The 23538-nt window shown below is 60.5% G+C and carries 20 protein-coding genes; 10 read left to right on the forward strand and 10 right to left on the reverse strand.

Annotated features, from left to right (window positions below; genetic code table 11):
* Window positions 1-21: 21 nt before the first annotated feature.
* Together V6Z53_RS14785 and V6Z53_RS14790 are read right to left on the reverse strand one after the other, a co-directional pair.
* A complete protein-coding gene (locus V6Z53_RS14785) occupies window positions 22-906 on the reverse strand; it encodes an alpha/beta hydrolase (protein WP_338586269.1) in 885 nt (294 codons plus the stop codon).
* A gap of 135 nt (window positions 907-1041) precedes the next feature.
* Window positions 1042-1674, reverse strand: a complete 633-nt coding sequence (locus V6Z53_RS14790; RefSeq protein ID WP_338586270.1) for a CGNR zinc finger domain-containing protein — start codon at window positions 1672-1674, stop codon at window positions 1042-1044.
* Window positions 1675-1812: 138 nt separating this feature from the next.
* Between V6Z53_RS14790 and V6Z53_RS14795 the strand changes: the two genes are divergently transcribed.
* Complete coding sequence (locus V6Z53_RS14795; protein ID WP_338586271.1) at window positions 1813-2787, forward strand: zinc-binding alcohol dehydrogenase family protein; 975 nt, start codon at window positions 1813-1815, stop codon at window positions 2785-2787.
* Between the two features lie 3 nt (window positions 2788-2790).
* Here the strand turns inward: V6Z53_RS14795 and V6Z53_RS14800 are convergent, their stop codons facing one another.
* Complete coding sequence (locus V6Z53_RS14800; protein WP_338586272.1) at window positions 2791-3027, reverse strand: hypothetical protein; 237 nt, start codon at window positions 3025-3027, stop codon at window positions 2791-2793.
* 54 nt (window positions 3028-3081) lie between these two features.
* On the opposite strand from V6Z53_RS14800, the gene V6Z53_RS14805 reads away from it, so the two are divergent.
* The gene (locus V6Z53_RS14805; protein ID WP_338586273.1) at window positions 3082-4347 is read left to right on the forward strand and encodes an OprD family porin; all 1266 of its coding nucleotides are present in this window, start codon (window positions 3082-3084) and stop codon (window positions 4345-4347) included.
* A 34-nt stretch (window positions 4348-4381) separates the two neighbouring features.
* Here V6Z53_RS14805 and V6Z53_RS14810 read toward each other — a convergent pair whose 3' ends face one another.
* Window positions 4382-5410, reverse strand: coding sequence for an AraC family transcriptional regulator (locus V6Z53_RS14810; RefSeq protein ID WP_338586274.1), 1029 nt, complete (start codon window positions 5408-5410; stop codon window positions 4382-4384).
* 159 nt (window positions 5411-5569) lie between these two features.
* On the opposite strand from V6Z53_RS14810, the gene V6Z53_RS14815 reads away from it, so the two are divergent.
* The 3 genes from V6Z53_RS14815 to V6Z53_RS14825 are packed head-to-tail and all read left to right on the forward strand — an operon-like array spanning window position 5570 to window position 8679.
* Window positions 5570-6508 (forward strand): 3-keto-5-aminohexanoate cleavage protein, encoded by a 939-nt coding sequence (locus V6Z53_RS14815; RefSeq protein WP_338586275.1) that lies wholly within the window; start codon window positions 5570-5572, stop codon window positions 6506-6508.
* 44 nt (window positions 6509-6552) lie between these two features.
* The gene (locus tag V6Z53_RS14820; RefSeq protein ID WP_338586276.1) at window positions 6553-7875 is read left to right on the forward strand and encodes an MFS transporter; all 1323 of its coding nucleotides are present in this window, start codon (window positions 6553-6555) and stop codon (window positions 7873-7875) included.
* 12 nt (window positions 7876-7887) lie between these two features.
* Complete coding sequence (locus tag V6Z53_RS14825) at window positions 7888-8679, forward strand: SDR family oxidoreductase (protein ID WP_338586277.1); 792 nt, start codon at window positions 7888-7890, stop codon at window positions 8677-8679.
* A gap of 102 nt (window positions 8680-8781) precedes the next feature.
* Here V6Z53_RS14825 and V6Z53_RS14830 read toward each other — a convergent pair whose 3' ends face one another.
* Both V6Z53_RS14830 and V6Z53_RS14835 read right to left on the reverse strand, forming a co-directional pair.
* Entirely contained in the window at window positions 8782-12858 is a 4077-nt protein-coding gene (locus V6Z53_RS14830; protein ID WP_338586278.1) for a bifunctional nitrate reductase/sulfite reductase flavoprotein subunit alpha, read from the reverse strand.
* A gap of 272 nt (window positions 12859-13130) precedes the next feature.
* Window positions 13131-14033 carry a LysR family transcriptional regulator gene (locus tag V6Z53_RS14835; protein ID WP_338586279.1) on the reverse strand — a complete coding sequence of 301 codons (903 nt, stop codon included), beginning with the start codon at window positions 14031-14033 and terminating at the stop codon, window positions 13131-13133.
* A gap of 119 nt (window positions 14034-14152) precedes the next feature.
* Between V6Z53_RS14835 and V6Z53_RS14840 the strand changes: the two genes are divergently transcribed.
* Both V6Z53_RS14840 and V6Z53_RS14845 read left to right on the forward strand, forming a co-directional pair.
* Window positions 14153-15550 carry an MFS transporter gene (locus V6Z53_RS14840; RefSeq protein WP_338586280.1) on the forward strand — a complete coding sequence of 466 codons (1398 nt, stop codon included), beginning with the start codon at window positions 14153-14155 and terminating at the stop codon, window positions 15548-15550.
* The gene (locus V6Z53_RS14845) at window positions 15547-16821 is read left to right on the forward strand and encodes a glucarate dehydratase family protein (RefSeq protein ID WP_338586281.1); all 1275 of its coding nucleotides are present in this window, start codon (window positions 15547-15549) and stop codon (window positions 16819-16821) included. Before V6Z53_RS14840 ends, V6Z53_RS14845 begins: the two co-directional genes overlap by 4 nt.
* 61 nt (window positions 16822-16882) lie before the next feature.
* Here V6Z53_RS14845 and V6Z53_RS14850 read toward each other — a convergent pair whose 3' ends face one another.
* Window positions 16883-17671, reverse strand: coding sequence for an alpha/beta hydrolase (locus tag V6Z53_RS14850; protein WP_338586282.1), 789 nt, complete (start codon window positions 17669-17671; stop codon window positions 16883-16885).
* 51 nt (window positions 17672-17722) lie between these two features.
* Between V6Z53_RS14850 and V6Z53_RS14855 the strand changes: the two genes are divergently transcribed.
* From V6Z53_RS14855 to V6Z53_RS14865, 3 genes are all read left to right on the forward strand, one after another.
* Window positions 17723-18976: an MFS transporter gene (locus V6Z53_RS14855; protein ID WP_338586283.1), complete on the forward strand. Its 1254-nt coding sequence runs from the start codon at window positions 17723-17725 to the stop codon at window positions 18974-18976.
* Between the two features lie 21 nt (window positions 18977-18997).
* Window positions 18998-19942, forward strand: coding sequence for an aldo/keto reductase (locus V6Z53_RS14860; protein ID WP_338586284.1), 945 nt, complete (start codon window positions 18998-19000; stop codon window positions 19940-19942).
* Between the two features lie 144 nt (window positions 19943-20086).
* The gene (locus tag V6Z53_RS14865; protein WP_338586285.1) at window positions 20087-20740 is read left to right on the forward strand and encodes a peroxiredoxin; all 654 of its coding nucleotides are present in this window, start codon (window positions 20087-20089) and stop codon (window positions 20738-20740) included.
* Window positions 20741-20848: 108 nt separating this feature from the next.
* Here the strand turns inward: V6Z53_RS14865 and yghX are convergent, their stop codons facing one another.
* The 3 genes from yghX to glcF form a co-directional block, all read right to left on the reverse strand.
* A complete protein-coding gene (gene yghX, locus V6Z53_RS14870; RefSeq protein WP_338586287.1) occupies window positions 20849-21736 on the reverse strand; it encodes a YghX family hydrolase in 888 nt (295 codons plus the stop codon).
* Window positions 21737-21896: 160 nt separating this feature from the next.
* Window positions 21897-22298, reverse strand: a complete 402-nt coding sequence (locus tag V6Z53_RS14875) for a heme-binding protein (protein WP_338586289.1) — start codon at window positions 22296-22298, stop codon at window positions 21897-21899.
* A 17-nt stretch (window positions 22299-22315) separates the two neighbouring features.
* Entirely contained in the window at window positions 22316-23536 is a 1221-nt protein-coding gene (glcF, locus tag V6Z53_RS14880) for a glycolate oxidase subunit GlcF (protein ID WP_338586290.1), read from the reverse strand.
* Window positions 23537-23538: the final 2 nt, after the last annotated feature.

The raw sequence follows: 23538 nt of genomic DNA on the forward strand, positions 1-23538 counted from the left end.
CGCATCCGCCTGACCTTTCACTTACACAACGTCGCCAAGCTCTTCGATGATGCGCTTGGCGATGTAATCGACATGCGTCTCCAGCGCAAAGTGCCCGGTATCCAGCAATTCAACGATGGCGTTGGGGTTATCGCGTTTGAACGCCTCGGCGCCCGGCGGGATGAAAAACGGATCGTGTTTGCCCCAGATCGCCAGCGTCGGAATTTGCCGCTCGCGGAAAAAACGCTGGAATTGCGGGTAGCGTTCGAGGTTGTTCGCGTAATCGAGGAACAGATCGAGTTGAATGTCCTTGTTGCCGGGCCGTTCCAGCAGCAAGGCGTCGAGGGTGTAGGACTCGGGGGCGATAGCTTCCGGCGTGCTGACACCGTGTTCGTACTGCCAGCGAGTACCGGCCAAATGCAGGACCGCATCGGCAATCGCCTGACGATTTTCGGCTGACGGCTCTGCCCAGTAGGCCTTGATCGGCGCCCACGCATCGCCCAGTCCCTCAAGGTAGGCATTGCCATTTTGTGAGACGAGACCGGTCATTCGTTCGGGATGCTTCACCGCCAGCCTCAGGCCGGTCGGTGCGCCGTAGTCGAATACATACATGGCATAGCGCGTCAGGCCCAGGGCGTCGACGAAATGCTCCAGCGTTTGCGCCAGTGCATCGAAGTTGTACACGTACTGACGCTGATCGGGCACTTCGGTGAAACCAAAACCCGGCAGGTCCGGCGCGACGATATGGAAGTGTTCGGACAGCAGGGGAATGAGCTGGCGAAACTGGTGGGATGAACTTGGAAAGCCATGCAACAGCAACAGGGTTGGATTGGCCCGGTCGCCCGCTTCCCGGTAGAAGACGCGGACGCCGTCAACGTCGGCAAATGTGTAGCTGATGGATGCAATGCCTGGAGTCATGTTGGCCATGATGGATTACCTCGTAACCGCTTTGGTGGTGTTTAAGTGGTTTGCAAGGATGACTTTTGCACGCGAATAAATAACCCGTCAAGTGTATTTTGACGGGTTACTATTTTTTGAGGGAGAGGGGATGGATTTGGCGTATCAGGAGCCGGATGCGTTTTTCTGCCGCTCGCGGTGCGCGGCCGCTTTGGCTCTGTTGCCGCAGACAGCCATGCTGCACCAGCGACGTTTTCTACCACGGGTGTGGTCAACGAACATCAGCGTGCAACTGGGGCCTTCGCAGCATTTCACATCGGAAAAGTCTTCGGTGCAGACAAACTCCGCGAGGACTTCGCCTAGGGGCAGCAGCAGGGAGTCCGGGCCACGCCAACGTCGTTGGAACTGCCATGCGAGCTTGGGCGAGTCGCCGTCCTGCAGGGCGATCCGGGTAAATTTCTCGTCCCGTTCGAGCAGGCGATTCAAGGGCTCCAGCTCCGCGAGGGCCGAAGCGTCCAGCGGTTTGCCTTTGTATTTGACGACGAAGCCACGAAACCATTCCCGCAGCGACCGGGCCTGTGTCGCGACCATTTCCAGCTCGCCCGGCATGGCCTGCGCTTGCATCCGCTGGAGAATTTCGGGCTCTACCCAGCCGGCCTGTTTCAGCCATTCCAGCCAGCCGGCGCCATCGTCGATCCAGTCCACCGGCTCATCGATGGGCGTCGCGATCGAGTTCAGGTAGTCCAGGGCGGCGGCATCGGCCAGGAACATCGCCGGGCCACGGGGTGTGCTGCTCATGAGAGTGTCCCTTGAAGGGGTGATTGGATACCGGTCAGCGTAACCACTCTAATGTGTGTTGACAAGTTATTGCCTTGCTCGTAACCTCTAAATCGTGTTCGGTATGGTTACTTATCAGCTCGACTTGGGACAGACATCATGAAAGCAATCGTTCTGGAAAAATTCGGCGGCATTGATAGCCTTGTCTACAAAGACATCCCTGAGCCCGAAGCGATGGCGGGCCATGTGGTGATCGAAATCAAGGCCTTCGGTATCAACCATGCGGAAATGCACATGCGCCGCGGGGAATGGGCTGAAGCTGCACCGGTTTCAGGTATCGAATGCGTTGGACTGGTCAAGTCATGCCCGGGTGGCGAGTTTCCGGTCGGTGCCAAAGTCGCTGCTCTGATGGGTGGTTTGGGCCGGACGATCAACGGCAGCTACGCGCAATACACTCGGGCCCCAGTGTCGAATGTGGCGTTGATCGAGGCCGATTTGCCATGGTCAGAACTGGCCGCCATTCCGGAAACCTATGCGACCGCCTGGACCTGCCTGTTTCGTAATCTTGAGCTGGCGCCAGGGCAAAAATTGCTGATCAGAGGCGCAACCTCTTCTTTCGGTCAGGCAGCGGTGAAACTGGCCGTCAACGCCGGTGCACACGTGGTCGCGACATCGCGTAACGCTGAGCGCTTTGCCATGCTCGAAGCGTTGGGCGCCGTGCGCGTGGAGCTGGAGGGCGCCGGGTTGTCCGGTCGAATTGTCGACTCGGGACAGTTCGACGCGGTACTGGATCTGGTCGGCAACAGCACAGTGATCGATTCATTGTCGATCGTGCGCCGGGGCGGCAAAGTGTGCCTGGCGGGATGGTTGGGTGGGCTGGCACCGATCGCTGAGTTCAATCCACTGCTACAAATGGCGAGCGGGGTCTACCTCACCTTTTTCGGCAGTTTCGTGTTCGGCACCGCCGGGTTCCCACTGGCGGACGTGCCCTTGCAGGCCATCGCCCAGGACGTGGCGGCAGGGCGCCTGGATGTCAAACCATCGCGGGTCTTCCGGTTTGAAGAGATCCATGAGGCGCATCGCGTGATGGAAGCGAACGAGGCGGGCGGGAAAATGGTGGTCGTGCACGCTTGAGCGTCATCCAGCCAATGAAAATCCCTCAGGGTTATTGAACCCTGAGGGATTTTTTGTTTTTTCGGTCGGCCATCGAAGCTGTTCAGAATGTCCCTTTAAGATCTCATGATGTCTGGTATTGATCTTTGAATCCGCCAGATTCTCGCTAGTATCGCCTCGTGAAAAAACAGTCGATGAAGGTTTGGCAGCGTCAATCAACGACGCCTGGCCAACGCGAAGTTGCGCCTGGAAAAAGGCCATCGACGGTCCTGGCAACACCTGCAAGCTCCCAATAAAAATAAAAGAGAGTCCCCCATGCGATATTGCGCCCTGATCAATACGAAGACTGTTTCGACGTCGTTGAAGCTTCTGGCACTCAGTGGTTCGTTAACCAGTCTTCCTGCTTTTGCGGAAGGCATTTTTGAAGATGCCCACGTCAACGCCAACCTGCGCAACTACTACATCAACCGCAACTTTACCGAGAGCGCCTATCCTCAGGCCAAGGCCGAGGAGTGGACGCAAAGTGTGATCCTCGATGCCCGCTCGGGGTTTACCTCGGGCACGGTCGGCTTTGGCCTTGATGCGCTGGGGCTGTATTCGCAAAAACTCGATGGCGGGAAAGGCACCACCAATACGCAACTGCTGCCCGTGCATGATGACGGCCGGCCAGCGGACGATTTCGGGCGCCTGGCGGTGGCGGCGAAAGTACGTTTTGCCAAAACCCAGGCGAAGATTGGTGAGTGGGTCGTTGCATTGCCGGTGATTCGCTCCGATGACGGTCGCTCACTGCCGCAAACGTTTCGCGGTGCGCAAATCACTTCAAAAGACCTGGACAACTTCACGTTCTACGGCGGTCAGTTTCGCGGTAACAGCCCGCGTAACGATGCGAGCATGGAGCGGATGTCGATGTTCAATCGTCCGGGCGTGACATCCGACCGTTTCAACTTTTCCGGTGTGGAATACGCCTTCAATGACAATCAAAGTCAGGTCGGCGCGTGGTATGCGCAACTGGAAGACATCTACCACCAGCGCTATTTCAATTTCACCCATAGCCAGAAAGCAGGCGATTGGGTATTGGGGGCGAACCTGGGGTTTTTCAGCGGCGAGGATGACGGGAAAAAACTTGCCGGCGAACTGGATAACAAAACCTATTCGGCGTTGCTGTCGGCACGTTTTCAGGCCAGCACTTTTTATCTCGGGCTGCAAAAGGTCGATGGCGATAACTGGATGCGCTTGAACGGGACGAGCGGGGCGACGCTGGCCAACGACAGCTTCAGCAACAGCTATGACTTCGCTGACGAGCGCTCCTGGCAATTGCGCCACGACTTCGATTTCGTCGCGCTGGGCGTACCGGGCCTGACCTTGATGAACCGCTACATCAGCGGCTCGAATGTTCACTCCGGTGGCGTTACCGATGGCAAGGAGTGGGGGCGCGAGTCCGAGCTGACCTATGTCTTGCAAAGCGGCGCGCTGAAAAACCTGTCCCTGCGCTGGCGCAACTCGGTGATCAAGCGTGATTTCAGCCTGGCGGACTTCAACGAAAACCGCTTGATCGTCAGTTACCCGGTGTCGATTTTCTAAGCTGCCAAACCCACGTCAGGGATGAAGCATGACTTCAGCCCTGGCGATATTCCTTTGTGGTTTTCCCGGTCCAGCGCTTGAAGGCTCGTCGAAAGTTCGTAGGCTCTGAGAAGCCCAGCAACAGGGCGATATCGTCGGTGCTCATGATCGTTGTCTTGAGATATTCCATGGCCAGCGAGCAACGCACGTCATCGGTAATCGCCACGAACGAGGTGTCTTCTTCCTGGAGTTTGCGGCGCAGGCTGCGGGTGGTCATGTGCAGCTTGTCAGCCACCGCTTCCATGCTCGGGAATTCGCCGGGCGTCTGCATCATCATCTGGTACACCTCGCCGGAAATCCCCGAAGACACCTTCGCCTGACCAATCAACCGGTCGCAGGTCTCTTGCAGCACCGTCGCGGTAAGGCGGTGGGCCAGATGTGGTTTTTGATCGAGGATCGAGCTGTCGTAATGCAGCTCGCACTGATCATGATCGAAAATGCACGGGCATCCCAGGTATTGCGGATAGATGTCTGCGTGGGCCGGCGCGGGATAGGAAAAACAGGCTTTGGTCGGCGGGCAACTCTGGCCGAACACATCCTGCAGATGAGTCACGTGCTGGGTGAACTGCTGCTCGATCAGGAACTGTTTGATCTCCCGCGAAGGGCTCGGGTTGGACGCATCCGGGAACGTCCACACGGCCTCGTCTTCGTACTCGTGCCATTCGATGGTCAGCGTGGGCGTGGCCAGCGAGTGGTACTTCACGCCGAGCCGGAAATAGTCGCGCAGCGACAGGCATGACATCAGCGCATAGCCATACATGCCGTAAGCGGACAGATGCAGGCGCGACCCGGTCTTGAACGGCGTGGCCGGATCTTTGGACAGCGACAGCGCATTGCCGCACACCGTCGCGTATTGGCGCACCGAGGTCAGCGCCGTGGCGTCGTAGATTTTGTCCTCGTCGACACCGCTGCCTCTCAAACTGTCTGCAGGCGCGATGCCCTGTTCGCTGAGCACTTCCACCAGCGCGGCAATCTTGTAAGGGGCGTAGATGCGTTCATTGAACAACGGCATTTTCGGTGGCATGGGGGCTCCTGACGCTGTCCCTTAGGGATCTATAGGTGTCCGATAATGATCTTACCTGAGCGCTGAAAATTCAATAAGCTTCATCCCACAAGCAGTGGCTGCGAATCTCTTCGATCTTCATCGCACTTGCCAAATCCAATAACAAGACAGGTCACCTACATGAGTCAGCCGAGCCGCAAAGTCATCATTTCCTGCGCGATCACAGGTGCGACGCACACACCATCGATGTCCGAATATCTTCCGCTGACGCCGGCCGACATCGAGCAGCAATCCATTGAGGCCGCTGAAGCCGGCGCGGCGATCCTGCACCTGCATGCACGCGATCCTCTGGATGGTCGACCGACCCCGGACCCGGCGGTATTCAGCCAGTTCGTTCCGGCCATCGCCCAGGCCACCGATGCGATCATCAACATCACTACCGGTGGCAGCACGCGCATGACCCTGGCGCAGCGTCTTGCCTATCCGCTGATCGCCAAACCGGAACTGTGTTCGCTGAACATGGGCTCGATGAACTTTTCGATCCACCCGATCGCCCGCAAGATTTCCACCTGGAACCATGATTGGGAGCAGGAGCACATCGAAGGCATGGAAGACGTGGTGTTCAAGAACACCTTCAAGGACATCAAGGCGATCATGCTGGAGCTCGGTGAGTACGGCACCCGATTCGAGTTTGAATGCTACGACGTCGGCCATCTCTACAACCTGGCCTATTTCGTCGAGCAAGGCCTGGTCAAGCCGCCGCTGTTCATCCAGTCATGCTTCGGCATCCTCGGCGGCCTCGGCGCCGACCCGGAAAACCTGGCAATCATGCGCACCACGGCGGACCGCTTGTTCGGTCGCCAGAACTACGAATTTTCGATCCTCGGCGCGGGCCGGCATCAACTGCCGTTCGTGACCATGGGCGCGATCATGGGCGGTAACGTGCGCGTCGGTCTCGAAGACAGCATCTACCTCGCCAAAGGCGTGAAGGCCAAGACCAACGCCGAGCAGGTGCGCAAGATCCGCCACATTCTCGAAGAGCTGTCCTATGAAATCGCCACGCCCGACGAAGCCCGGCAGATGCTCGGCCTGAAGGGCAAACACAACGTTCACCTGTAAGTGTTCTGCCAGAACCCAAAAAAATAACAAAAAGAGGTTTCACCATGACGATCATGCTCAGTACCGCTGAGACCCATTGGCTTGCCACTCGGCGGGCGATGGCTCGACTCATCCCGCTGATGTGCGCCATCTACTTCATGTCGTATCTGGACCGCACCAACGTTGCGCTGGCCAAAGCGGCACTGAACGCCGACCTTGGCATCAGCGCCGCTGCCTACGGGCTGGGCGCGGGGATTTTCTTTCTTGGCTACGCGTTGCTGGAAGTGCCGAGCAACCTGTTGGCCCACCGTATCGGGCCGCGGCGCTGGATCGCACGGATCGCCGTGACCTGGGGAACATTGTCTTCGGCGATGATGTTCGTCCAGGGTGAGTGGTCGTTCTACCTGCTGCGGGTGTTGCTGGGTATCGCCGAGGCCGGTCTGTTTCCTGCGCTGATGTACATGGTCACTTTGTGGTTTGCGCCCAAGGACCGAGCCATCGCCATTGGCTGGATCTACCTCGCGCCAGCGCTGGCACTGGTCATCGGCAATCCCATCGGCGGTGCGCTGATGAAAATGGACGGCATCGGCGGCTTGCACGGTTGGCAATGGATGTTTTTGCTTGAAGGGCTGCCGAGCATCATTGTCGGGGTGATCCTTTGGTTCAAGCTCCCGGAGCGTCCGCGTGATGCCCGCTGGTTGACCAAGGCCGAGGCCGATTCCCTTGAAGCCCATGCGCTGCTGCCGGGCCATGCCAACTCCCATGAATACTCGGGCCATTGGGTCAAGGCGCTGAAGCGCCCGACAACGATCCTGATCGGCTTGATCTATTTCCTCAACCAGGTCGCGTTCGTGGGGCTGGTGTTCTTCACGCCGTCGATCATCCAGCAGATGCAGATTACTTCGCCGCTGACCGTCGGCCTGCTGTCCAGCAGCGTCGGAATCGGTTTCCTGGCCGGGGTGTTGGTGCTGCCGAGGATTCATCGCAAGATCGCCCGCGACTGCTACTGCCTGGGGCTGTTCACCTGCGGTCTGATCGCCAGTTCCGTGGCATTCACCCTGATTGATGACGCCTCGGCGCGCATTGCGCTGTTCACCGCCACCGCGTTCTTCGCCGGTGGAGTTTTGCCGATCTACTGGGCCATTGCCATGAAGCGCCTGCAGGGCATTCAGGCGGCGGCAGGTTTGGCGTTCATCAATACCATCGGTTTGCTCGGTGGCTTTGCCGGACCTTACCTGTTCGGACTGGCGGAAAAGGCTTCGGGCTTGAGTTCATCAGGTTTCTACGTGATCGTGGGCGCCGCGATTCTGGGGCTGCTGCTGGTGCCGTTGCTGGCCAAAGCGATCAATGCCGAACCGGTTCTGGTGGCGCAGCCGGTGACTGAATAAGAGGAGAGCATCATGAAGATTGTTGATTTGCTGACACCGCCGCCGGGTCTGAAGGTGGTGATCACCGGGGGCGCAGCCGGCATCGGTGCGGTCATCGCCAAGGCGTTTCATGAAGTCGGTGCGCGGGTCTACATCTGCGACATCAACGCCAGCGCCGTTGACCGCATGAAGCTTGAATTCCCCGGCATGCACGGTGGTGTGGTGGATGTCGGCATCAAGCAACACGTCGACCGGATCATGGACGAGGCGATATCACTGCTCGGCGGCCTCGACATCCTGGTCAACAACGCCGGAATTGCAGGGCCCACCGGAAACATCGAGGCGCTGGATGCAGAGGCGTGGGAACAGACGATTTCCACCAATCTGAACAGCCAGTATTACTTCCTCAGTAAGGCGGTGCCGTATCTGAAGCAGTCCGGTCAGAACCCGCACATCATTGCCATGTCCTCGGTGGCCGGTCGGTTGGGTTATCCGTTCAGAACGCCCTATGCCTCGACCAAATGGGCGATTGTCGGGTTGATGAAGTCGCTGGCGGGCGAACTGGGGCCGCACAACATTCGGGTCAACGCCATCCTGCCCGGCGTGGTCGCGGGGGAGCGCATGGATCGGGTGATCGATGCGCGGGCCAAGACGCTGGACATCAGTTTCGAGTCCATGCGCGATCAGTACCTGGAAAAAATCTCGCTGCGCCGGATGGTCACGATGGAAGACGTGGCGGCGATGACGCTGTTCCTGTCTTCCCCGGCGGCAGGGAATATCACGGGTCAGGCGATCAGTGTCGACGGGAACGTCGAGTACCTCTGACTCGATACAACCCCTGTAGGAGCGAGCCTGCTCGCGATGGCCTATCAGTCGACACCGATGCGATTGACACACCTTCGCAAGCAGGCCCGCCGCCCCAGGTTTTCAGTAGACATCCCGCAAATAGCGCTTCTGCTCACTCAACTGGCGCCAGTAATCCGCAGCGCCTTCCGTGCACAGCCCACCGTGATCCTGCGCGACCCGGCGCAAGGCCTGATCGACATCCTTGGCCATGCAACTGGCATCGCCGCAGATGTACAACTGCGCACCCTCCTGCAGCCAATGCCACAACTCGGCACCTTGTTCGCGGATGCGGTCCTGCACGTAGATTTTCTGCGCCTGATCGCGGGAGAACGCCAGGCTGAGTTCCGTCAGCAGGCCATCGCGCTGCATGCCTTGCAGTTCGTCGCGATAGTAGAAATCGCTGGCCGCGTGTTGTTCGCCGAAGAACAGCCAGTTCTTGCCCGCGTCACCCCGTGCGCGGCGTTCTTGCAGGAAGGCGCGAAAGGGCGCCACGCCAGTGCCGGGGCCGATCATGATCATCGGCAGGTTGCCATCGGCCGGTGGGCGAAAGTACTTCGACGGCTGGACGAACACCGGCACGTCTGTGCTCTGCGCACGGTCGGCGAGGAAGGTCGAGGACACGCCTTTGCGTTTGCCGTAGCGCACGGCGGCCACGGTGAGATGGACTTCCTGCGGGTGTGCCTTGGGGCTGGAGGCAATCGAATACAGCCGCGGTTGCAGGCGCTTGAGGGTGCCGAGCAATTCACTGGCCGAGCAGTCGACCGGAAACTCCTGCAACACGTCCGCCAGTTGCCGGCCCCAGAGCCAGTCTTTCAGTTCAGCCTTGTGCTCACCGCCCAGCAACTGTTTCAACGCCGGGTTGCGGCTGCGTTCAGCGATGAACGCCAGGGTGTCGCTGTTGGGTCGGGCGATCTCGAAATGCTCGGTCAATGCCTGACGCAAAGGCAGTTCACCGACCTTGTCGACCTTGACCAGCGTGTCGGCGCCAAGGCTCGTCAGCTGCAGCATTTCACCGACCAGTTCCGGGCAGTTGCGAGGCAATACACCCAAGGCATCGCCCGCCTCATAGCTCAACCCGGAGTCGCCTAGCGCCAGGGAAAACATGCGGGTTTCCTTGTTCGCGCTCTGCTGGTTCAGGTGCAGGTTGTTCAGTAATCGAGAGGCAAAAGGTTTGGCCTTGCACGGCGTCGAAACAGGGCTGACGACAACGTTCGGAGTCGGTTCGACCGCGACCGGTTGCAGGGTTTTCTGGAGTTCCGCCAACCACTGGTCCGCACGCGCTTCGAATTCGGTATCGCAATCGACCCGTTCCAGCAGCCGCGTGGCGCCCAACTCCTGGAGACGCTGATCGAGTTTTTTTCCGTGCTGGCAGAACTGGTCGTAGTTGGGATCACCCAGCGCCAGCACTGCATAACGCAGGGACTCCAAGCGGGTTTCTGTGCGGTTCAAGGTCTGCCAGAAACCTTCACCGTTGTCCGGCGCATCGCCGTCGCCGAAGGTGCTGCTGATCAGCGCCAGGGTTTGCGTATTGGCGAGTTTGCTCGCGGGGAAATCGGCCATCGCGCTCAGTTCGACAGCGATTCCACTTTCGCGCAAACGTGCGGCAAAACGCTCGGCCAACGCTTCCGCATTGCCTGTTTGCGAGGCCCACAACAGTGTCAGGGTCGGTTGGCTGTCGATCACTGAGAGTGTCGCGTCAGTGCTATCCATCCGGCTGAACAAGCCACCCAACACACCGTCCAGCCAAAGCCGGGTGTCGGCCGCCAGCGGCGCGTTGGCAGGCAGCACCGGAACGCCCAACGCCTGCCGGCCCGCCGTCGATTGCAGGCCACTGACAAAACCAGCCAGATAAAGACGCTCACGATCATTGAGCGCAGGAGAGGGCAGGCGACTGATGCCGGCGATATCGGCAAAGGCTTCGATACTCGACATGACGGGCTCCTCGGGTAAGGGGGAAAGGTTGTCGGCGACAGGTTCCGGGATTTCGAGAAACTGATGCTCGATCAGCTCGACCCGTTGCAGGGCGACCGCGCAAAACTTGAATTCAGGCTGCAGCGAAATTGGGTCGACCGCGTCATGGGTCACCGCGTTGATCGCCAGGTTTTCCCCGAACACATCGTTCCAGTGGAAAGGCGCAAAGCAGTTGCCCTGGCGCACCCGGTCGGTGACCACGGCCGGCAATACGGCGCGGCCACGTTGAGAGCGCACCTCCACGTGGTCGTTGTCGCGAATGCCGAGGCTGGCGGCGTCTTCCGGATGGATCTCGACGAAGGGGCCGGGGTTGAGCTTGTTCAGGGTCGCGACCTTGCCGGTCTTGGTTAGCGTGTGCCACTGGTGCTGCAAGCGCCCGGTGTTGAGGACAAAGGGGAACGCTTCATCCGGCATTTCCGCAGGCGGCATGTGCGGGCGGGCGAGGAATATGCCCTTGCCGCGCTCGGTGGCGAAAACGATGGCGGAACGGCTGCCATCGGCCTCGACCTTGAGTGACTGACTCACGCCGTTGTTCAGGTAGCGAATTGGATGGCGATCCTCGGCATCGTTTTCCGCGCACGGCCATTGCAGCGGTTTTTCCCGCAGGCGCGTGTAACTCGCGCCACGGATGTCATAGCCGGTCTTGGGATTCCAGGCCTGTTTGATCTCTTCGAACACCTCGGAGGCGCAGCTGTAGGTGAACGCCTCGGCGAAGCCCATTTCACAAGCGACCCGGGCGATGATCTGCCAGTCGGCGAGCGCCTCGCCGGGCGGCTCCACGGCTTTTTGCATCAGCGTCAGGTTGCGCTCGGAGTTGATCATCACCCCTTCTGCTTCGGCCCAGAGGGAGCCGGGCAGGAGGATGTCGGCGTAGCGGTTGGTCTCGGTGTCGAGGTAGGCGTCCTGGGTGATGACCAGTTCGGCAGCCTGCAAGCCTTCGATCACTTTGCGCCGGTTAGGCACCGACGCCACGGGGTTGGTGCAGATGATCCAGCAGGCCTTGATCCGGCCGGCGGCCATTTGCTCGAACATGTCGACGGTGCCAGCGCCCACCGTGCGCGGTAGGCTGTCGGCGGGGATGCTCCACATGTTCTCGATGAACGCCCGATCTCCCTCGACCAGCACCGAACGCTGACCGGGCAGGCCTGGGCCCATATAGCCCATTTCCCGTCCGCCCATGGCGTTCGGTTGCCCGGTCAGGGAGAACGGACCGCTGCCCGGCCGGCAGATCGCGCCGGTAGCCAAGTGCAAGTTGCACAGGGCATTGGTGTTCCAGGTGCCGTGGGTGCTTTGGTTGAGCCCCATCGTCCAGCAACTCATCCACTCGGCCGCTTCACCGATCCATTGCGCCGTTTGGCGAATGTCGGCTTCGGCGAGACCGGTAAGGGCGGCGACCTTGTCCGGTGCGTAGTCTTCGAGGAACTCGGGCATCACCTCCCAGCCTTCGGTGAACGAGGCGATGAAGTCCGGGTCGGTATGGCCGTTTTTCACCAGCAGGTGCAGCAAGCCATTGAGCAGCGCCAGATCGGTGCCGGGGCGGATTTGCAGGAACAGGCCGGCCTTGTCTGCCGTGGCGCTGCGCCGTGGATCGACCACGATCAGTTTTGCCCCGGCCTTGACCCGGTCCATCATGCGCAGGAACAGGATCGGGTGACAGTCGGCCATGTTCGCACCGATCACGAAGAACAGGTCCGCGCGGTCGAAGTCTTCGTAGGAACCGGGTGGCCCGTCGGAACCCAGCGAGAGCTTGTAGCCGCTGCCTGCGCTGGCCATGCACAGGCGCGAGTTGGACTCAATGTTGTTGGTGCGGACGAAACCCTTGGCCAGTTTGTTGATCAGGTATTGCGCTTCCAGCGACATCTGTCCCGACACATAAAAGGCCAACGCATCCGGCCCGTGGAGGTCGAGCATGTCGCGCAGTCTGCTGGCGGTTTCGCTGATGGCCTGGTCCATGGCAACCCGCACCGGGTCGCGGTCACGCGCCTGGCGCAAGTAAGCGTTTTCCATCCGGCCGGAGTCGGCAATCGCTTGCCCGCAGGTCGTACCCTTGGTGCAGAGTCGGCCAAAGTTCGTCGGGTGCGTCTTGTCTCCGGAGACCTTGACCACCCGATTACCTTCGACCTGCATGACAATGCCGCAGCCCACACCACAATAGGGGCACACGCTGCGTACGGTTTTGTCGGCCATCCTCGTCCCTCGAAACTTTGCCAGCTGATCGGCCCGGAAACGCAAAAGGCGCCATGCGGCCCTCCGTCGAAACGGGGGCTACACGGCGCCTTTGTCGTATAGGGTGCAATCTGCGTTGACTGCGTAACGGGTGTTTGCAAGCAGCGGGCCAGAACGGGGGAGGCCTTGCTGTCGGGGCTTTCGAGATGGCGAGTGGTTACGGAACAACCGCGATGTGCACTTTTTTATTGCGAGGTTCAGTCTCGGTGCACCAGCCCAAGGCGAGACTCAAACTACGATCCCCACCCCTCACGCACCGCCCGCCGAATCCCTTCCAGCAACATGGCGAACGCCGGGTTGTCGTTGTTCTCGCGCCAGATCAGGTGCAGTTCGCTTTGCACGCCTTCACCCAGGTCGATATCGCGGAACACCACATTCTTGAACACCACACTGGTCGCGCAGCGCGGCACCAGGGCCAGGCCCATGGCGGCGTTGACCAGCGCGAGGATGGTCAGGGAGGAACCTAGCCACTGCACGTAATCCGGGGCGACGCGGGCCGAGCGCAGCATGCCGGTCAGCAATTCGTTGAACGGCGGGTAGGCGGCGTGGGAATACATCAGGAACGGTTGGCCGTCGAGGTCCTGGACCCACACGCTGGCGGCCGTTGCCAGAGGGTGGGTGCTGGGCACCGCCAACACGAACGGTTCACGCACCAGGCATTCGGTGGAGTATCCGGGCTCCAGCAACGGTGCGCGAGCGATACCCAAATCGATGCGGCGGGCGCGCAGGGCTTCATGTTGCTGGTAGGTGTTCATCTCCGACAGGTCGATCTTGACGTGCGGCTGCGTCAGACGCGCCTCGGCAATCACCTTGGGCAGGAACTCATACACCGCGCTGCCGACAAAACTGATATTGACCGAACCAATGTCGCCCTCGGCGAACCGTCGGGCAGTGACTGCCGCCTGCTGAGCGCGCTCCAGCAGGTTCTGCGCTTCGATGAAGAACGCCCGGCCGGCAGCGGTGAGGGCGACGCTGCGAGTACTGCGGGTTAACAGCGCGACGCCGAGGTGATGTTCGAGCAATTGAATCTGCCGACTGAGCGGCGGCTGGGTCATGTTCAACCGTTCGGCGGCGCGGCGAAAATTCAGTTCAGTGGCGACGGTGGTGAAGCAGCGCAGTTGAGTCAGCTCGAACATTGATCTAATCCAGGTATCAATCGAATGCCAAGTTAGATTAGACGGGATCAATGTCGGCGTCCATGATCGGCCCACGCCTCAAGCAATCCCTATAAAAACAAATGATCGGGAGTCGCCCCTTGAAAACCCTGCAGAGTCCACCCGACCCGAATGTGCTGGCCCGCGCGGCGGCCAAAGTCAAACGCCACGTGTTGCCGCTGTTCGTGGTGATGTTCATCGTCAACTACATCGACCGGGTCAACATCGGTTTCGTCCGTAGCCACATGGAAACCGACCTCGGTATTGGCGCTGCCGCTTATGGCTTGGGTGCCGGGCTGTTCTTCGTCGGTTACGCGATCTTCGAAGTGCCGTCCAACATGCTGCTGCAACGCTACGGCGCACGGGCCTGGCTGACCCGAATCATGTTCACCTGGGGCGCGGCGGCGATGGCGATGGCCTTCGTGCGCGGTGAAACCAGCTTCTATGTACTGCGCTTCATCCTCGGCGCCGCCGAAGCCGGCTTCTTTCCCGGCATCATTTACTACTTCACCCAATGGCTGCCATCGACCGAACGCGGCAAGGCCATGGCGATTTTCCTCAGCGGTTCGGCCATCGCCTCGGTGATCTCCGGCCCGGTGTCCGGCGCGTTGCTGCACATCAACGGCTTGAGCCTGCACGGCTGGCAGTGGATGTTCCTCATCGAAGGCTTTGCGTCGATCGTGCTCTGCGGTTTTGTCTGGTTCTGGCTGCAATCCCATCCCCGTGAAGCGAAATGGTTGAGCGATGAAGAAAAGACTGCGCTGACCACCGCCATCGCGCAGGAGCAACAGGCCCGCGAAGCCACGCAGACGGTCAAACCGTCGATGTTCAAGTTGCTGGCCGACAAGCAGATCGCGCTGTTCTGCTTCATCTATTTCTCCATCGCCCTGACCATCTACGGCGCCACGTTCTGGCTGCCGAGCATGATCAAGAAAATGGGCAACCTCGGTGACTTCCAGGTCGGCCTGTTCAACTCGATCCCGTGGATCATCTCGATCATCGCGATGTACGGCTTCGCTGCGATGGCCAGCAAGTGGAAATACCAGCAGGCGTGGGTCGCGGTGACGCTGGTGATCGCTGCGTTCGGCATGTTCATGTCCACCACCGGCGGGCCGGTGTTCGCCTTCGTCGCCATCTGTTTTGCCGCGATCGGTTTCAAGGCTGCGTCGGCATTGTTCTGGCCGATCCCGCAAGGCTATCTGGATGCACGCATCGCGGCGGCGGTGATCGCCTTGATCAACTCCATCGGCAACCTCGGCGGCTTCGTCGCGCCAACCGCGTTCGGTTTCCTCGAGCAGACCACCGGCTCCATCGAAGGTGGTTTGTATGGCCTGGCCGCGACATCGCTGGTGGCCGCCGTGGTGATCTTCTTCGCCCGAACCGCACCTCGCGGCGACAGCCTCCTTGCGTTGACCGGCGCATCGCCAGAAGGCGTCGCCGCAAAAAAGCCAGTCAGTCATCAAGCCCTGAAATCTGATCCAACGGGAGCAGCCTCTTGAAAATCAAACGAGTCACCGTCACCCCCATCGCCTTCCGTGATCCGCCATTGCTCAACGCCAGCGGCATTCACGAACCCTTTGCGCTGCGCTCGATCATCGAGGTCGAAAGCGACAATGGCTTCATTGGTCTGGGTGAGAGTTACGGCGACGCTCCGGCGCTGGCGATCCAGCAACAGCTGCAAAGCCAGCTGATTGGCCTTGACCCGTTCAACCTCAATCAACTGCGCGCCATCGTTCAGGCGACTGTGGCGGCGAACAAACCGGTGAGCCTTGCCGGCGCGGAACTGGCCCCCGGTTCCCATGCGAGCAAAGCGGTGAGCAACGCTTACTCGGCGTTCGAAGTGGCGTTCCTCGATTTGCAGGCGCATTCGTTGAACGTGCCGTTGGTGGACTTGCTGGGCGGGGCGATTCGCGACGAGATTCCGTTCAGCGCTTACCTGTTTTTCAAATACGCGCAGCACGTCGACTCACCCTACAAACCAGACAGTTGGGGCGAGGCGCTGAACGAAGAGCAGATCGTTGCCCAGGCGCGGCGGATGATCGAGGCCTACGGTTTCAAGAGCATCAAGCTCAAGGCCGGCACGCTGCCGCCGGAGCATGAAGTGTCGTGCATCAAGGCGCTGAAAAAAGCCTTCCCGGGCTACCCGCTGCGCATCGATCCGAACGGCAACTGGTCGCTGGAGACTTCGATCCGCATGGCCGAATTGCTCGGCGATGACCTGCAATATTACGAAGACCCGACGCCAGGCCTGGACGGCATGGCCGAACTGCACAAACGCACCGGGCTGCCATTGGCGACCAACATGGTGGTCACCGACTTCGACGAGTTCCGCCGCAGCGTGGCGCAGAACAGCGTGCAGATCGTGCTCGCAGACCACCACTACTGGGGTGGTCTGCGCGACACCCAGGCGCTGGCGAAAATGTGCCAGACCTTTGGCCTCGGCGTGTCGATGCATTCCAACTCGCACCTGGGCATCAGCCTGATGGCCATGGCCCATGTCGCCGCTTCGGTGCCGAACCTCGATTACGCTTGCGACACCCATTACCCATGGCAGGAACCGGACGAAGAGGTGATCAAGGGCGGCAAACTTCCGATCGTCGATGGCTGCGTGAAGATTACCCGGGCTCCGGGATTGGGCCTGGAATTGGATCACGATCAACTGGGCAAGCTGCATGACCAATACCTGACCTGCGGCATTCGCCAGCGCGATGATGTGAAGCAGATGCAGCGTTACAAGCCGGAATGGAAAGCGGTTAAACCGAGATTCTGATTGCGTGTTGTCCTTTGGTCCGGGAAGCGTGGGCGCGCTTGCCCGGACCGTTTTTTTGTCGCTACAACCCATCCCCCAGCGCCTTGAAATACTCAGGGCTGTCACTGATCGAATTGTGTCCCGTGCCCTTGATCACCTGCATAGATGCCATGCCCTTGGCGAAATGGCCGTACAGCCGCTGCGTGCTTGAACCCGGAATCACCTCGTCATGTTCGGCAGCAATCAGCCGCGTCGGCACCGTGATGTGCGAGGCGTAGCGCCAGGATTCGAATTTGTCTTTCAACAACCATTGCACCGGAAACCAGCGAAACTGGCGGGCGGCGAGTTCTTCGAGGCTGTTGTAAGGCGTGACCAGCAACAGTCGCGTGGCCGGACGGGAACTGGCCAGACGCACGGCAACTCCCGAACCCAGGCTGCGGCCGACCACGGTAATTTGCGGATGATCGGCGTAGACCTTGTCGAACAAGGTCATGGCATCACGGGCAATCGCCTCCTCGGAGGGCGAGCCGCTGCTACCGCCATAGCCTCGGTAATGCATGAAGTACAGCGCATGATCAGGAAAGGCTTCGGCGAACCCCGGCAGGCTCCGCGAGACGTCCTCGGCATTGCCGCCAAAGTAAATCAGCGCCTTGGGGCCATCGTACGGTCTGACTGAAACCAGCACTTGCGCGTCATCGACGGGCAGCGTGAGCAGCGTTTCGGCTGAGCCGATGGCGCGGGGTTGCGGGTAGTAAATGAGCGAACGCTGAAAGACGAACAGCGCAACACAAAGCGCCACGTAAACCGCTGCGGGGATGACGACGAGTAACACCAGGGTTCGAGACATTCGGCTAACGTTAGTGGGCGGCATTGACGGCTCCGGGTGCTGTCAGAGTGTAGCTGCCGCTAGAGGAGGGCGCCGATGCCCATCGGTCTCAAGTGGCTCAATGTATTGCCATCGGAAAGAGCGGCCCTGGCCTTGGGTTTCGCCTTTCATTTCTGTGTGCTCGCCAGCTACTACCTGGTGCGCCCGTTGCGCGATGCCCTGGGTCTTGAAGGTGGCGCCGACAAGTTGCAGTGGCTGTTTACCGCCACCTTCGTGGTGATGCTGCTGATGGTGCCGGTGTTCGGTGCGTTGGCCTCGCGGCTGCCGGCCACGCGATTCGTGCCGTTGATCTACCGCGTGATTGCCGCGTCGATGCTGGTGTTCGGCGTGCTGATCGCCAACCACGTCGCGCCGGTGATGGTCGGTCGGGTGTTCTTCGTCTGGATCAGTATCTACAACCTGTTCATCGTCTCGATTTTCTGGAGTGTGCTGGTCGACCGTTTTTCTAGCGAACAGGGGCGGCGGCTGTTCGGTTGCATCGCGGCGGGTGGCACCCTCGGCACGTTTATCGGGCCGTTGCTGGCGGCGACCATGGCCACCCGGCTAGGCCCGGTGGCATTGACCGTCGCCGCAGCACTGTTGCTGGAAATCGCCGTGCGTTGCTATCGGGCGTTATTGCTGCGTACGCAATCGCAGTCGGGCAATCCACTACTCGACGAACGGCGCCTGGGCGGCGGCATGCTCGCCGGCATCACCCTGATCCTGCGCTCTCCGTACCTGTTGGGGCTGGTGCTGTTCATGCTGCTGCACACCAGCGCCGCGACCTTGTTGTATTTCGAGCAGGGTCGGATCGTCGCTGGCAGCTACGCTGATACGGGCAGCCGGACGCAATTTTTCGCCGTCGTCGATTTGATCGTGTCGGCACTGACCTTGACGCTGCAACTGCTGCTGACGGCGCCGTTGATCCGTTTTGTGGGCATTGGCGGAGCCCTGATTGCGATGCCACTGGCGACCATCGTCGCGTTTGCCGCCATGGCACTGGCGCCGGTGCCGGCCACTGTGGCGCTGGCCCAAGGGCTGCGCCGCGCGGTGGAATTCGCCATCGTGCGCCCGGCGCGGGAAGTGTTGTGGACGGTGGTCAGCCGCGAAGAGAAATACAAGGCCAAGAACGTGATCGAGACCCTGGTCTATCGCGGTGGCGATGCCGCCAGTGGCTGGTTGTCCGCCGGTTTGACGACGATGGGCGCAGGGTTCGGCCTGGTGGCGCTGTTCATCGTGCCGTTTGCCGGGCTATGGGCCGGGTTATGTCTGTGGCTGGCCCGGCGACAGGCGCAACAAGTCGAAACCTGATTGGCGGGCGAGGGACGATTTATGAGCCATCCTGTGGGTTACACCCGTAGAGAAATACTCACGCTGGCTGCCGGTGTTTCGGCGGTCTTCACGTTCGGTCCGACCGGCGCGCAAACCCCGCCGTCGACGGGAACAGGAGGCAAGACCATGCAGACCCGCGTCATTCCTTCCAGCAAAGAGTCGCTGCCCATCGTCGGGCTGGGCACCTATCGCGGTTTTGATGTGGCCCCCGAAGATCCGGCCTACAAACAACTGCCCGCCGTGCTGCACGCGTTGTTCGAGAAGGGCGGGACGGTGATCGACAGCTCACCGATGTACGGCCGTGCCGAACAGACCACCGGTGAACTGCTGTCGATCCACGAGCCGCGCTCGCCGGCGTTCCTGGCGACCAAGGTGTGGACCCGGGGCCGCGAAGAAGGCATCGCGCAGATGGAAGAGTCCTTCAGGCTGTTGCAGACCGACCGCATCGACCTGATGCAGATTCACAACCTGCTGGACTGGCAAATCCATTTGCCGACCTTGCGTCACTGGAAGGAAGAGGGCCGAGTCCGCTACATCGGCATCACTCATTACACCGCGTCGGCGTATGAAGAAGTGGAAGCGGTGCTCAAGGCCGAGCCGCTGGATTTCCTGCAAATCAACTATGCGCTGGATGATCGCGGTGTCGAGAAACGCATCCTGCCGCTGTGCCGCGAGCGCGGCGTGGCGGTGATCTGCAACCGGCCATTCGGCGGCGGTGGCTTGCTCGGTCGATTGAAAGACAAACCGCTGCCGGGCTGGGCCGCGCAAGTCGGGGTCAAGAGCTGGCCGCAACTGGCGCTTAAATTCCTCTTGTCGCATTCGGCGGTGACTTGCGTCATTCCCGGCACTGGCAACCCGCGCTACATGGCGGAAAACGCCGGGGCCGGTTTCGGCCCGATGCTCACCGATGCCCAGCGGCATCAGTTGATCGCATTGGTGGAATAGCCAACGAATCCGGGGCTTTCATGCTGATTTCGCCGTTCGCCGGCGTGTCATGAAAGCTCTCCTATACTGTTTCGCGAAGATCAGTTCCTGACTGTCCGCAGCATGGCGCGGGCGCCCCTGTTCACTACTGCAAGGAGATCGATTATGGCAATTCGTATTGGCGACGAAGCTCCGGATTTCACTGCTGACACCACCGAAGGCACGCTGAATTTTCACCAGTGGATCGGTGACGGCTGGGCCATCCTGTTTTCCCATCCGAAGGATTTCACTCCGGTTTGCACCACTGAACTGGGCTATCTGGCCAAACTCAAGCCAGAGTTCGACAAGCGCAACACCAAGATCCTCGGGCTGAGCATCGACCCGGTCAGCGACCACAACAAGTGGGTCGGTGACATCGAGGAAACCCAGGGCAACGCCGTCAACTATCCGCTGATCGGCGATGAAAACCTGGTGGTGGCCAAGCTCTACGACATGATTCACCCGAACGCCAGCGGCGGCTCGCGCACTGCCGTGGACAATGCCACGGTGCGTTCGGTGTTCCTGGTCGGCCCGGACAAGAAGATCAAGGCGATGCTGATCTACCCGATGAGCGCCGGGCGCAACTTCGATGAAGTGCTGCGTTTGCTTGACTCGCTGCAACTCAATGCCAAGCACACCGTGGCCACGCCGGTGAACTGGCGTCCGGGCGAAGACGTGATTATTCCGACGTCGGTGTCTGACGAGGATGCGAAGAAGAAATATCCGGATGGGTTCAAGACTCACAAACCGTATCTGCGGACTGTGGCGCAACCGAAATAGATTGGTAAATCTTGATGCCGCCATCGCGAGCAAGCTCGCTCCCACAAGGTTCAACTCGATACCTGTGGGAGCGGGCTTGCCCGCGATGAGGCCGGCCCTGCCGACCGATCAAACCAGATACTTGCGAAACCACTCCACCGTCCGATCCCACGCCAGTTTCGCCGCCGCCTCGTCATAACGCGGTGTCGAATCATTATGAAAACCATGATTGGCGCCGGGGTAGATAAAGGCCTCATAGGTCTTGCCTCCAGCTTTCAACGCCTGCTCATAGGCCGGCCAGCCTTCGTTGATGCGCGTGTCCAGTTCGCCGTAGTGCAGCATCACCGGTGCCTTGATTCGCGGCACATCCTTGGCTTCTGGCTGACGCCCATAAAACGACACCGCTGCACCCAGTTCCGGGTAGGCCACGGCGGCCGCATTGGTGACACCGCCGCCGTAGCAGAACCCGGTGATGCCCACTTTGCCGCTGCCAGCGGGGTGTTTCATCATGAATTCGACGGCGGCGAAGAAGTCATTCATGAGCTTTTCCGGGTCGACTTTTTCCTGAAGCGCGCGGCCCTTGTCGTCGTTTCCGGGATAGCCGCCGACCGAACTCAGCCCGTCCGGGGCGAGAGCGATGAAACCAGCCTTGGCCACGCGCCGGGCGACATCTTCGATGTATGGATTGAGCCCGCGATTTTCATGCACGACCACCACCGAGGCGACTTTGCCGGTGGCCTTGGCCGGACGAACCAGATAGGCGCGAACCTCGCCGTGGCCCTTGGGCGAAGGGTAGGTGATGTACTCGGCGATGATGTCCGGGTCGGTGAACTCGACCTGCTCGGCGAGGGCATAGTTCGGGCTCAGGGAGGCCAATAGCGCACTGGCCGTCAACCCGCCGAGGGTGAACAACGCCGCCCGGTCGAGAAACTCGCGCCGGTTGATCAGGCCATGGGCGTAATAGTCGTAGAGCTCCAGCAATTCGGGGGCAAAGTCTTTCGCAGTGAGACGGGGCATCTGTGCGTTTCCTTTTCGGCTGGTTTGACGCGGACCTTGTGGGAGCGGGCTTGCCCGCGATGACGGAGTATCAGACACATGGATGCTGGATGTGCCGCCGCCTTCGCGGGCAAGCCCGCTCCCACAGGGATCTATGGTGGAGGATAGATTTGCATTCTGCTCACTTTAGACACTGCGCCCCGGCTTTCGCCACTTGCGCATCCTGCTCGGCCTTGACTCCGGACACCCCGACCGCGCCAATCACCTGGCCGTCGACGATGATCGGTACGCCGCCTTCAAGCGACGTCAGCAACGGCGCCGAGACAAAAGCAGTGCGCCCGCCGTTGATCATGTCTTCGTAGCCTTTCGACTCGCGTCGTCCGAGGGCTGAGGTGCGGGCCTTTTCGGTGGCGATGTAGGCGCTGATGGGCGCGGCGCCGTCGAGGCGTTCGAGGGCCAGCGGGTGGCCGCCGTCATCGACGATCGCGATGGTCACCGGCCATTGATTGTTTTGCGCTTCGGTCCGCGCCGCAGCGAGGATTCGGGTCACTTCGGTCTGGCTCAGCACGGCTTTGCTTTTCATGGGCGTTCTCCAGGGCGCTATTGCGACAATGCGGCTTCGACCACTTCGATCCAGTGCCGGACCGGCGTGCGGCCCGCGCCGTCGAGGTGGGACTGACAGCCGATATTGGCCGTGACGATGACTTCGGGGTAACCGCTTTCCAGGGCATTCATCTTGTTGTCGCGCAGTTGCCGGGACAGTTCCGGCTGGGTCAGCGAGTAGGTGCCCGCCGAGCCACAGCACAGATGGCCGTCGGGCACGAAGGTCAGGTTGAAGCCCAGACGCTCCAACACCGTCTCCACCGCGCCACCGAGTTTTTGCGCGTGCTGCAAGGTGCAGGGGCAGTGGAAGGCCAGACGCTGGGCACTGTGGATGCCGAGCTGTTCCAGGGGTTCAGCGCGCAACACTTCAACCAGATCCCTGGCCAGCGCACTGACTTTCTTGGCCTTCTCTGCGTAAGCCGGATCGCGCTCCAACAGATGTCCATAATCCTTGATAAACGCCCCACAACCACTGGCCGTCTGCACGATGGCTTCGGCGCCTTGTTCGATGCTCGGCCACCAGACATCGATGTTGTGGCGGGCGCGATCAAGGCCGGCGGCCTGGGCGTCCAGGTGATAATCCACGGCACCGCAGCAACCGGCTTCGCGGGCCGGGGTGACGCTGATCCCGAGGCGATCCAGCACCCGCGCGGCGGCTACGTTGGTATTGGGCGACAGGCCCGGTTGCACGCAGCCTTCAAGCATCAACACGTGCCGCGCATGGCGGGTGGCGGGGCGCGGCTTGGTCTGTGCTGCGCGGCGCGGCAGTTTGCTTTGCAGTGCATCGGGCAGCAGCGCGCGGAATATCTGACCGCTGTTGACCAGGCCTTTGAACAGGTCCGGATGGGGGACTAGCGTACGCAAGCCTTCGCGCAACAAACGCTGGCCGATTGGCCGCGGTACCGCCGCATCGACCACCGCGCGGCCGATATCCAGCAAGTTGTGATAGTCGACGCCGGACGGGCAGGTGGTTTCGCAGTTGCGGCATGACAGGCAGCGGTCCAGATGCTGCTGGGTCTTTTGTGTGACCTCGTTGCCTTCCAGCACTTGCTTGATCAGGTAGATGCGCCCGCGCGGGCCATCCAGCTCATCGCCGAGCAACTGATAGGTCGGGCACGTGGCGTTGCAGAAACCGCAGTGCACGCAGGTGCGCAGGATGCTGTCGGCTTCTTCGGCGCGGGGTAATCGGCGGGCGCTTTCGCTCAAGGTGGTTTGCATGG

The sequence above is a fragment of the Pseudomonas sp. MAG733B genome (assembly GCF_036884845.1).
GTDB lineage: Bacteria > Pseudomonadota > Gammaproteobacteria > Pseudomonadales > Pseudomonadaceae > Aquipseudomonas.

Bases quoted from the DNA above. Each gene is read 5' to 3' on its own strand.
- yghX (WP_338586287.1), bottom strand. From the start codon at position 21,736: ATGCCCCGTCTCACTGCGAAAGACTTTGCCCCCGAATTGCTGGAGCTC.
- V6Z53_RS14855 (WP_338586283.1), top strand. From the start codon at position 17,723: ATGCCCATCGGTCTCAAGTGGCTCAATGTATTGCCATCGGAAAGAGCG.
- V6Z53_RS14825 (WP_338586277.1), top strand. From the start codon at position 7,888: ATGAAGATTGTTGATTTGCTGACACCGCCGCCGGGTCTGAAGGTGGTG.
- V6Z53_RS14800 (WP_338586272.1), bottom strand. From the start codon at position 3,027: ATGGCCTTTTTCCAGGCGCAACTTCGCGTTGGCCAGGCGTCGTTGATT.
- V6Z53_RS14805 (WP_338586273.1), top strand. From the start codon at position 3,082: ATGCGATATTGCGCCCTGATCAATACGAAGACTGTTTCGACGTCGTTG.
- V6Z53_RS14795 (WP_338586271.1), top strand. From the start codon at position 1,813: ATGAAAGCAATCGTTCTGGAAAAATTCGGCGGCATTGATAGCCTTGTC.
- V6Z53_RS14875 (WP_338586289.1), bottom strand. From the start codon at position 22,298: ATGAAAAGCAAAGCCGTGCTGAGCCAGACCGAAGTGACCCGAATCCTC.
- V6Z53_RS14815 (WP_338586275.1), top strand. From the start codon at position 5,570: ATGAGTCAGCCGAGCCGCAAAGTCATCATTTCCTGCGCGATCACAGGT.
- V6Z53_RS14820 (WP_338586276.1), top strand. From the start codon at position 6,553: ATGACGATCATGCTCAGTACCGCTGAGACCCATTGGCTTGCCACTCGG.
- V6Z53_RS14865 (WP_338586285.1), top strand. From the start codon at position 20,087: ATGGCAATTCGTATTGGCGACGAAGCTCCGGATTTCACTGCTGACACC.
- V6Z53_RS14850 (WP_338586282.1), bottom strand. From the start codon at position 17,671: ATGCCGCCCACTAACGTTAGCCGAATGTCTCGAACCCTGGTGTTACTC.
- V6Z53_RS14810 (WP_338586274.1), bottom strand. From the start codon at position 5,410: ATGCCACCGAAAATGCCGTTGTTCAATGAACGCATCTACGCCCCTTAC.
- V6Z53_RS14835 (WP_338586279.1), bottom strand. From the start codon at position 14,033: ATGTTCGAGCTGACTCAACTGCGCTGCTTCACCACCGTCGCCACTGAA.
- V6Z53_RS14785 (WP_338586269.1), bottom strand. From the start codon at position 906: ATGGCCAACATGACTCCAGGCATTGCATCCATCAGCTACACATTTGCC.
- V6Z53_RS14790 (WP_338586270.1), bottom strand. From the start codon at position 1,674: ATGAGCAGCACACCCCGTGGCCCGGCGATGTTCCTGGCCGATGCCGCC.
- V6Z53_RS14830 (WP_338586278.1), bottom strand. From the start codon at position 12,858: ATGGCCGACAAAACCGTACGCAGCGTGTGCCCCTATTGTGGTGTGGGC.
- glcF (WP_338586290.1), bottom strand. From the start codon at position 23,536: ATGCAAACCACCTTGAGCGAAAGCGCCCGCCGATTACCCCGCGCCGAA.
- V6Z53_RS14860 (WP_338586284.1), top strand. From the start codon at position 18,998: ATGAGCCATCCTGTGGGTTACACCCGTAGAGAAATACTCACGCTGGCT.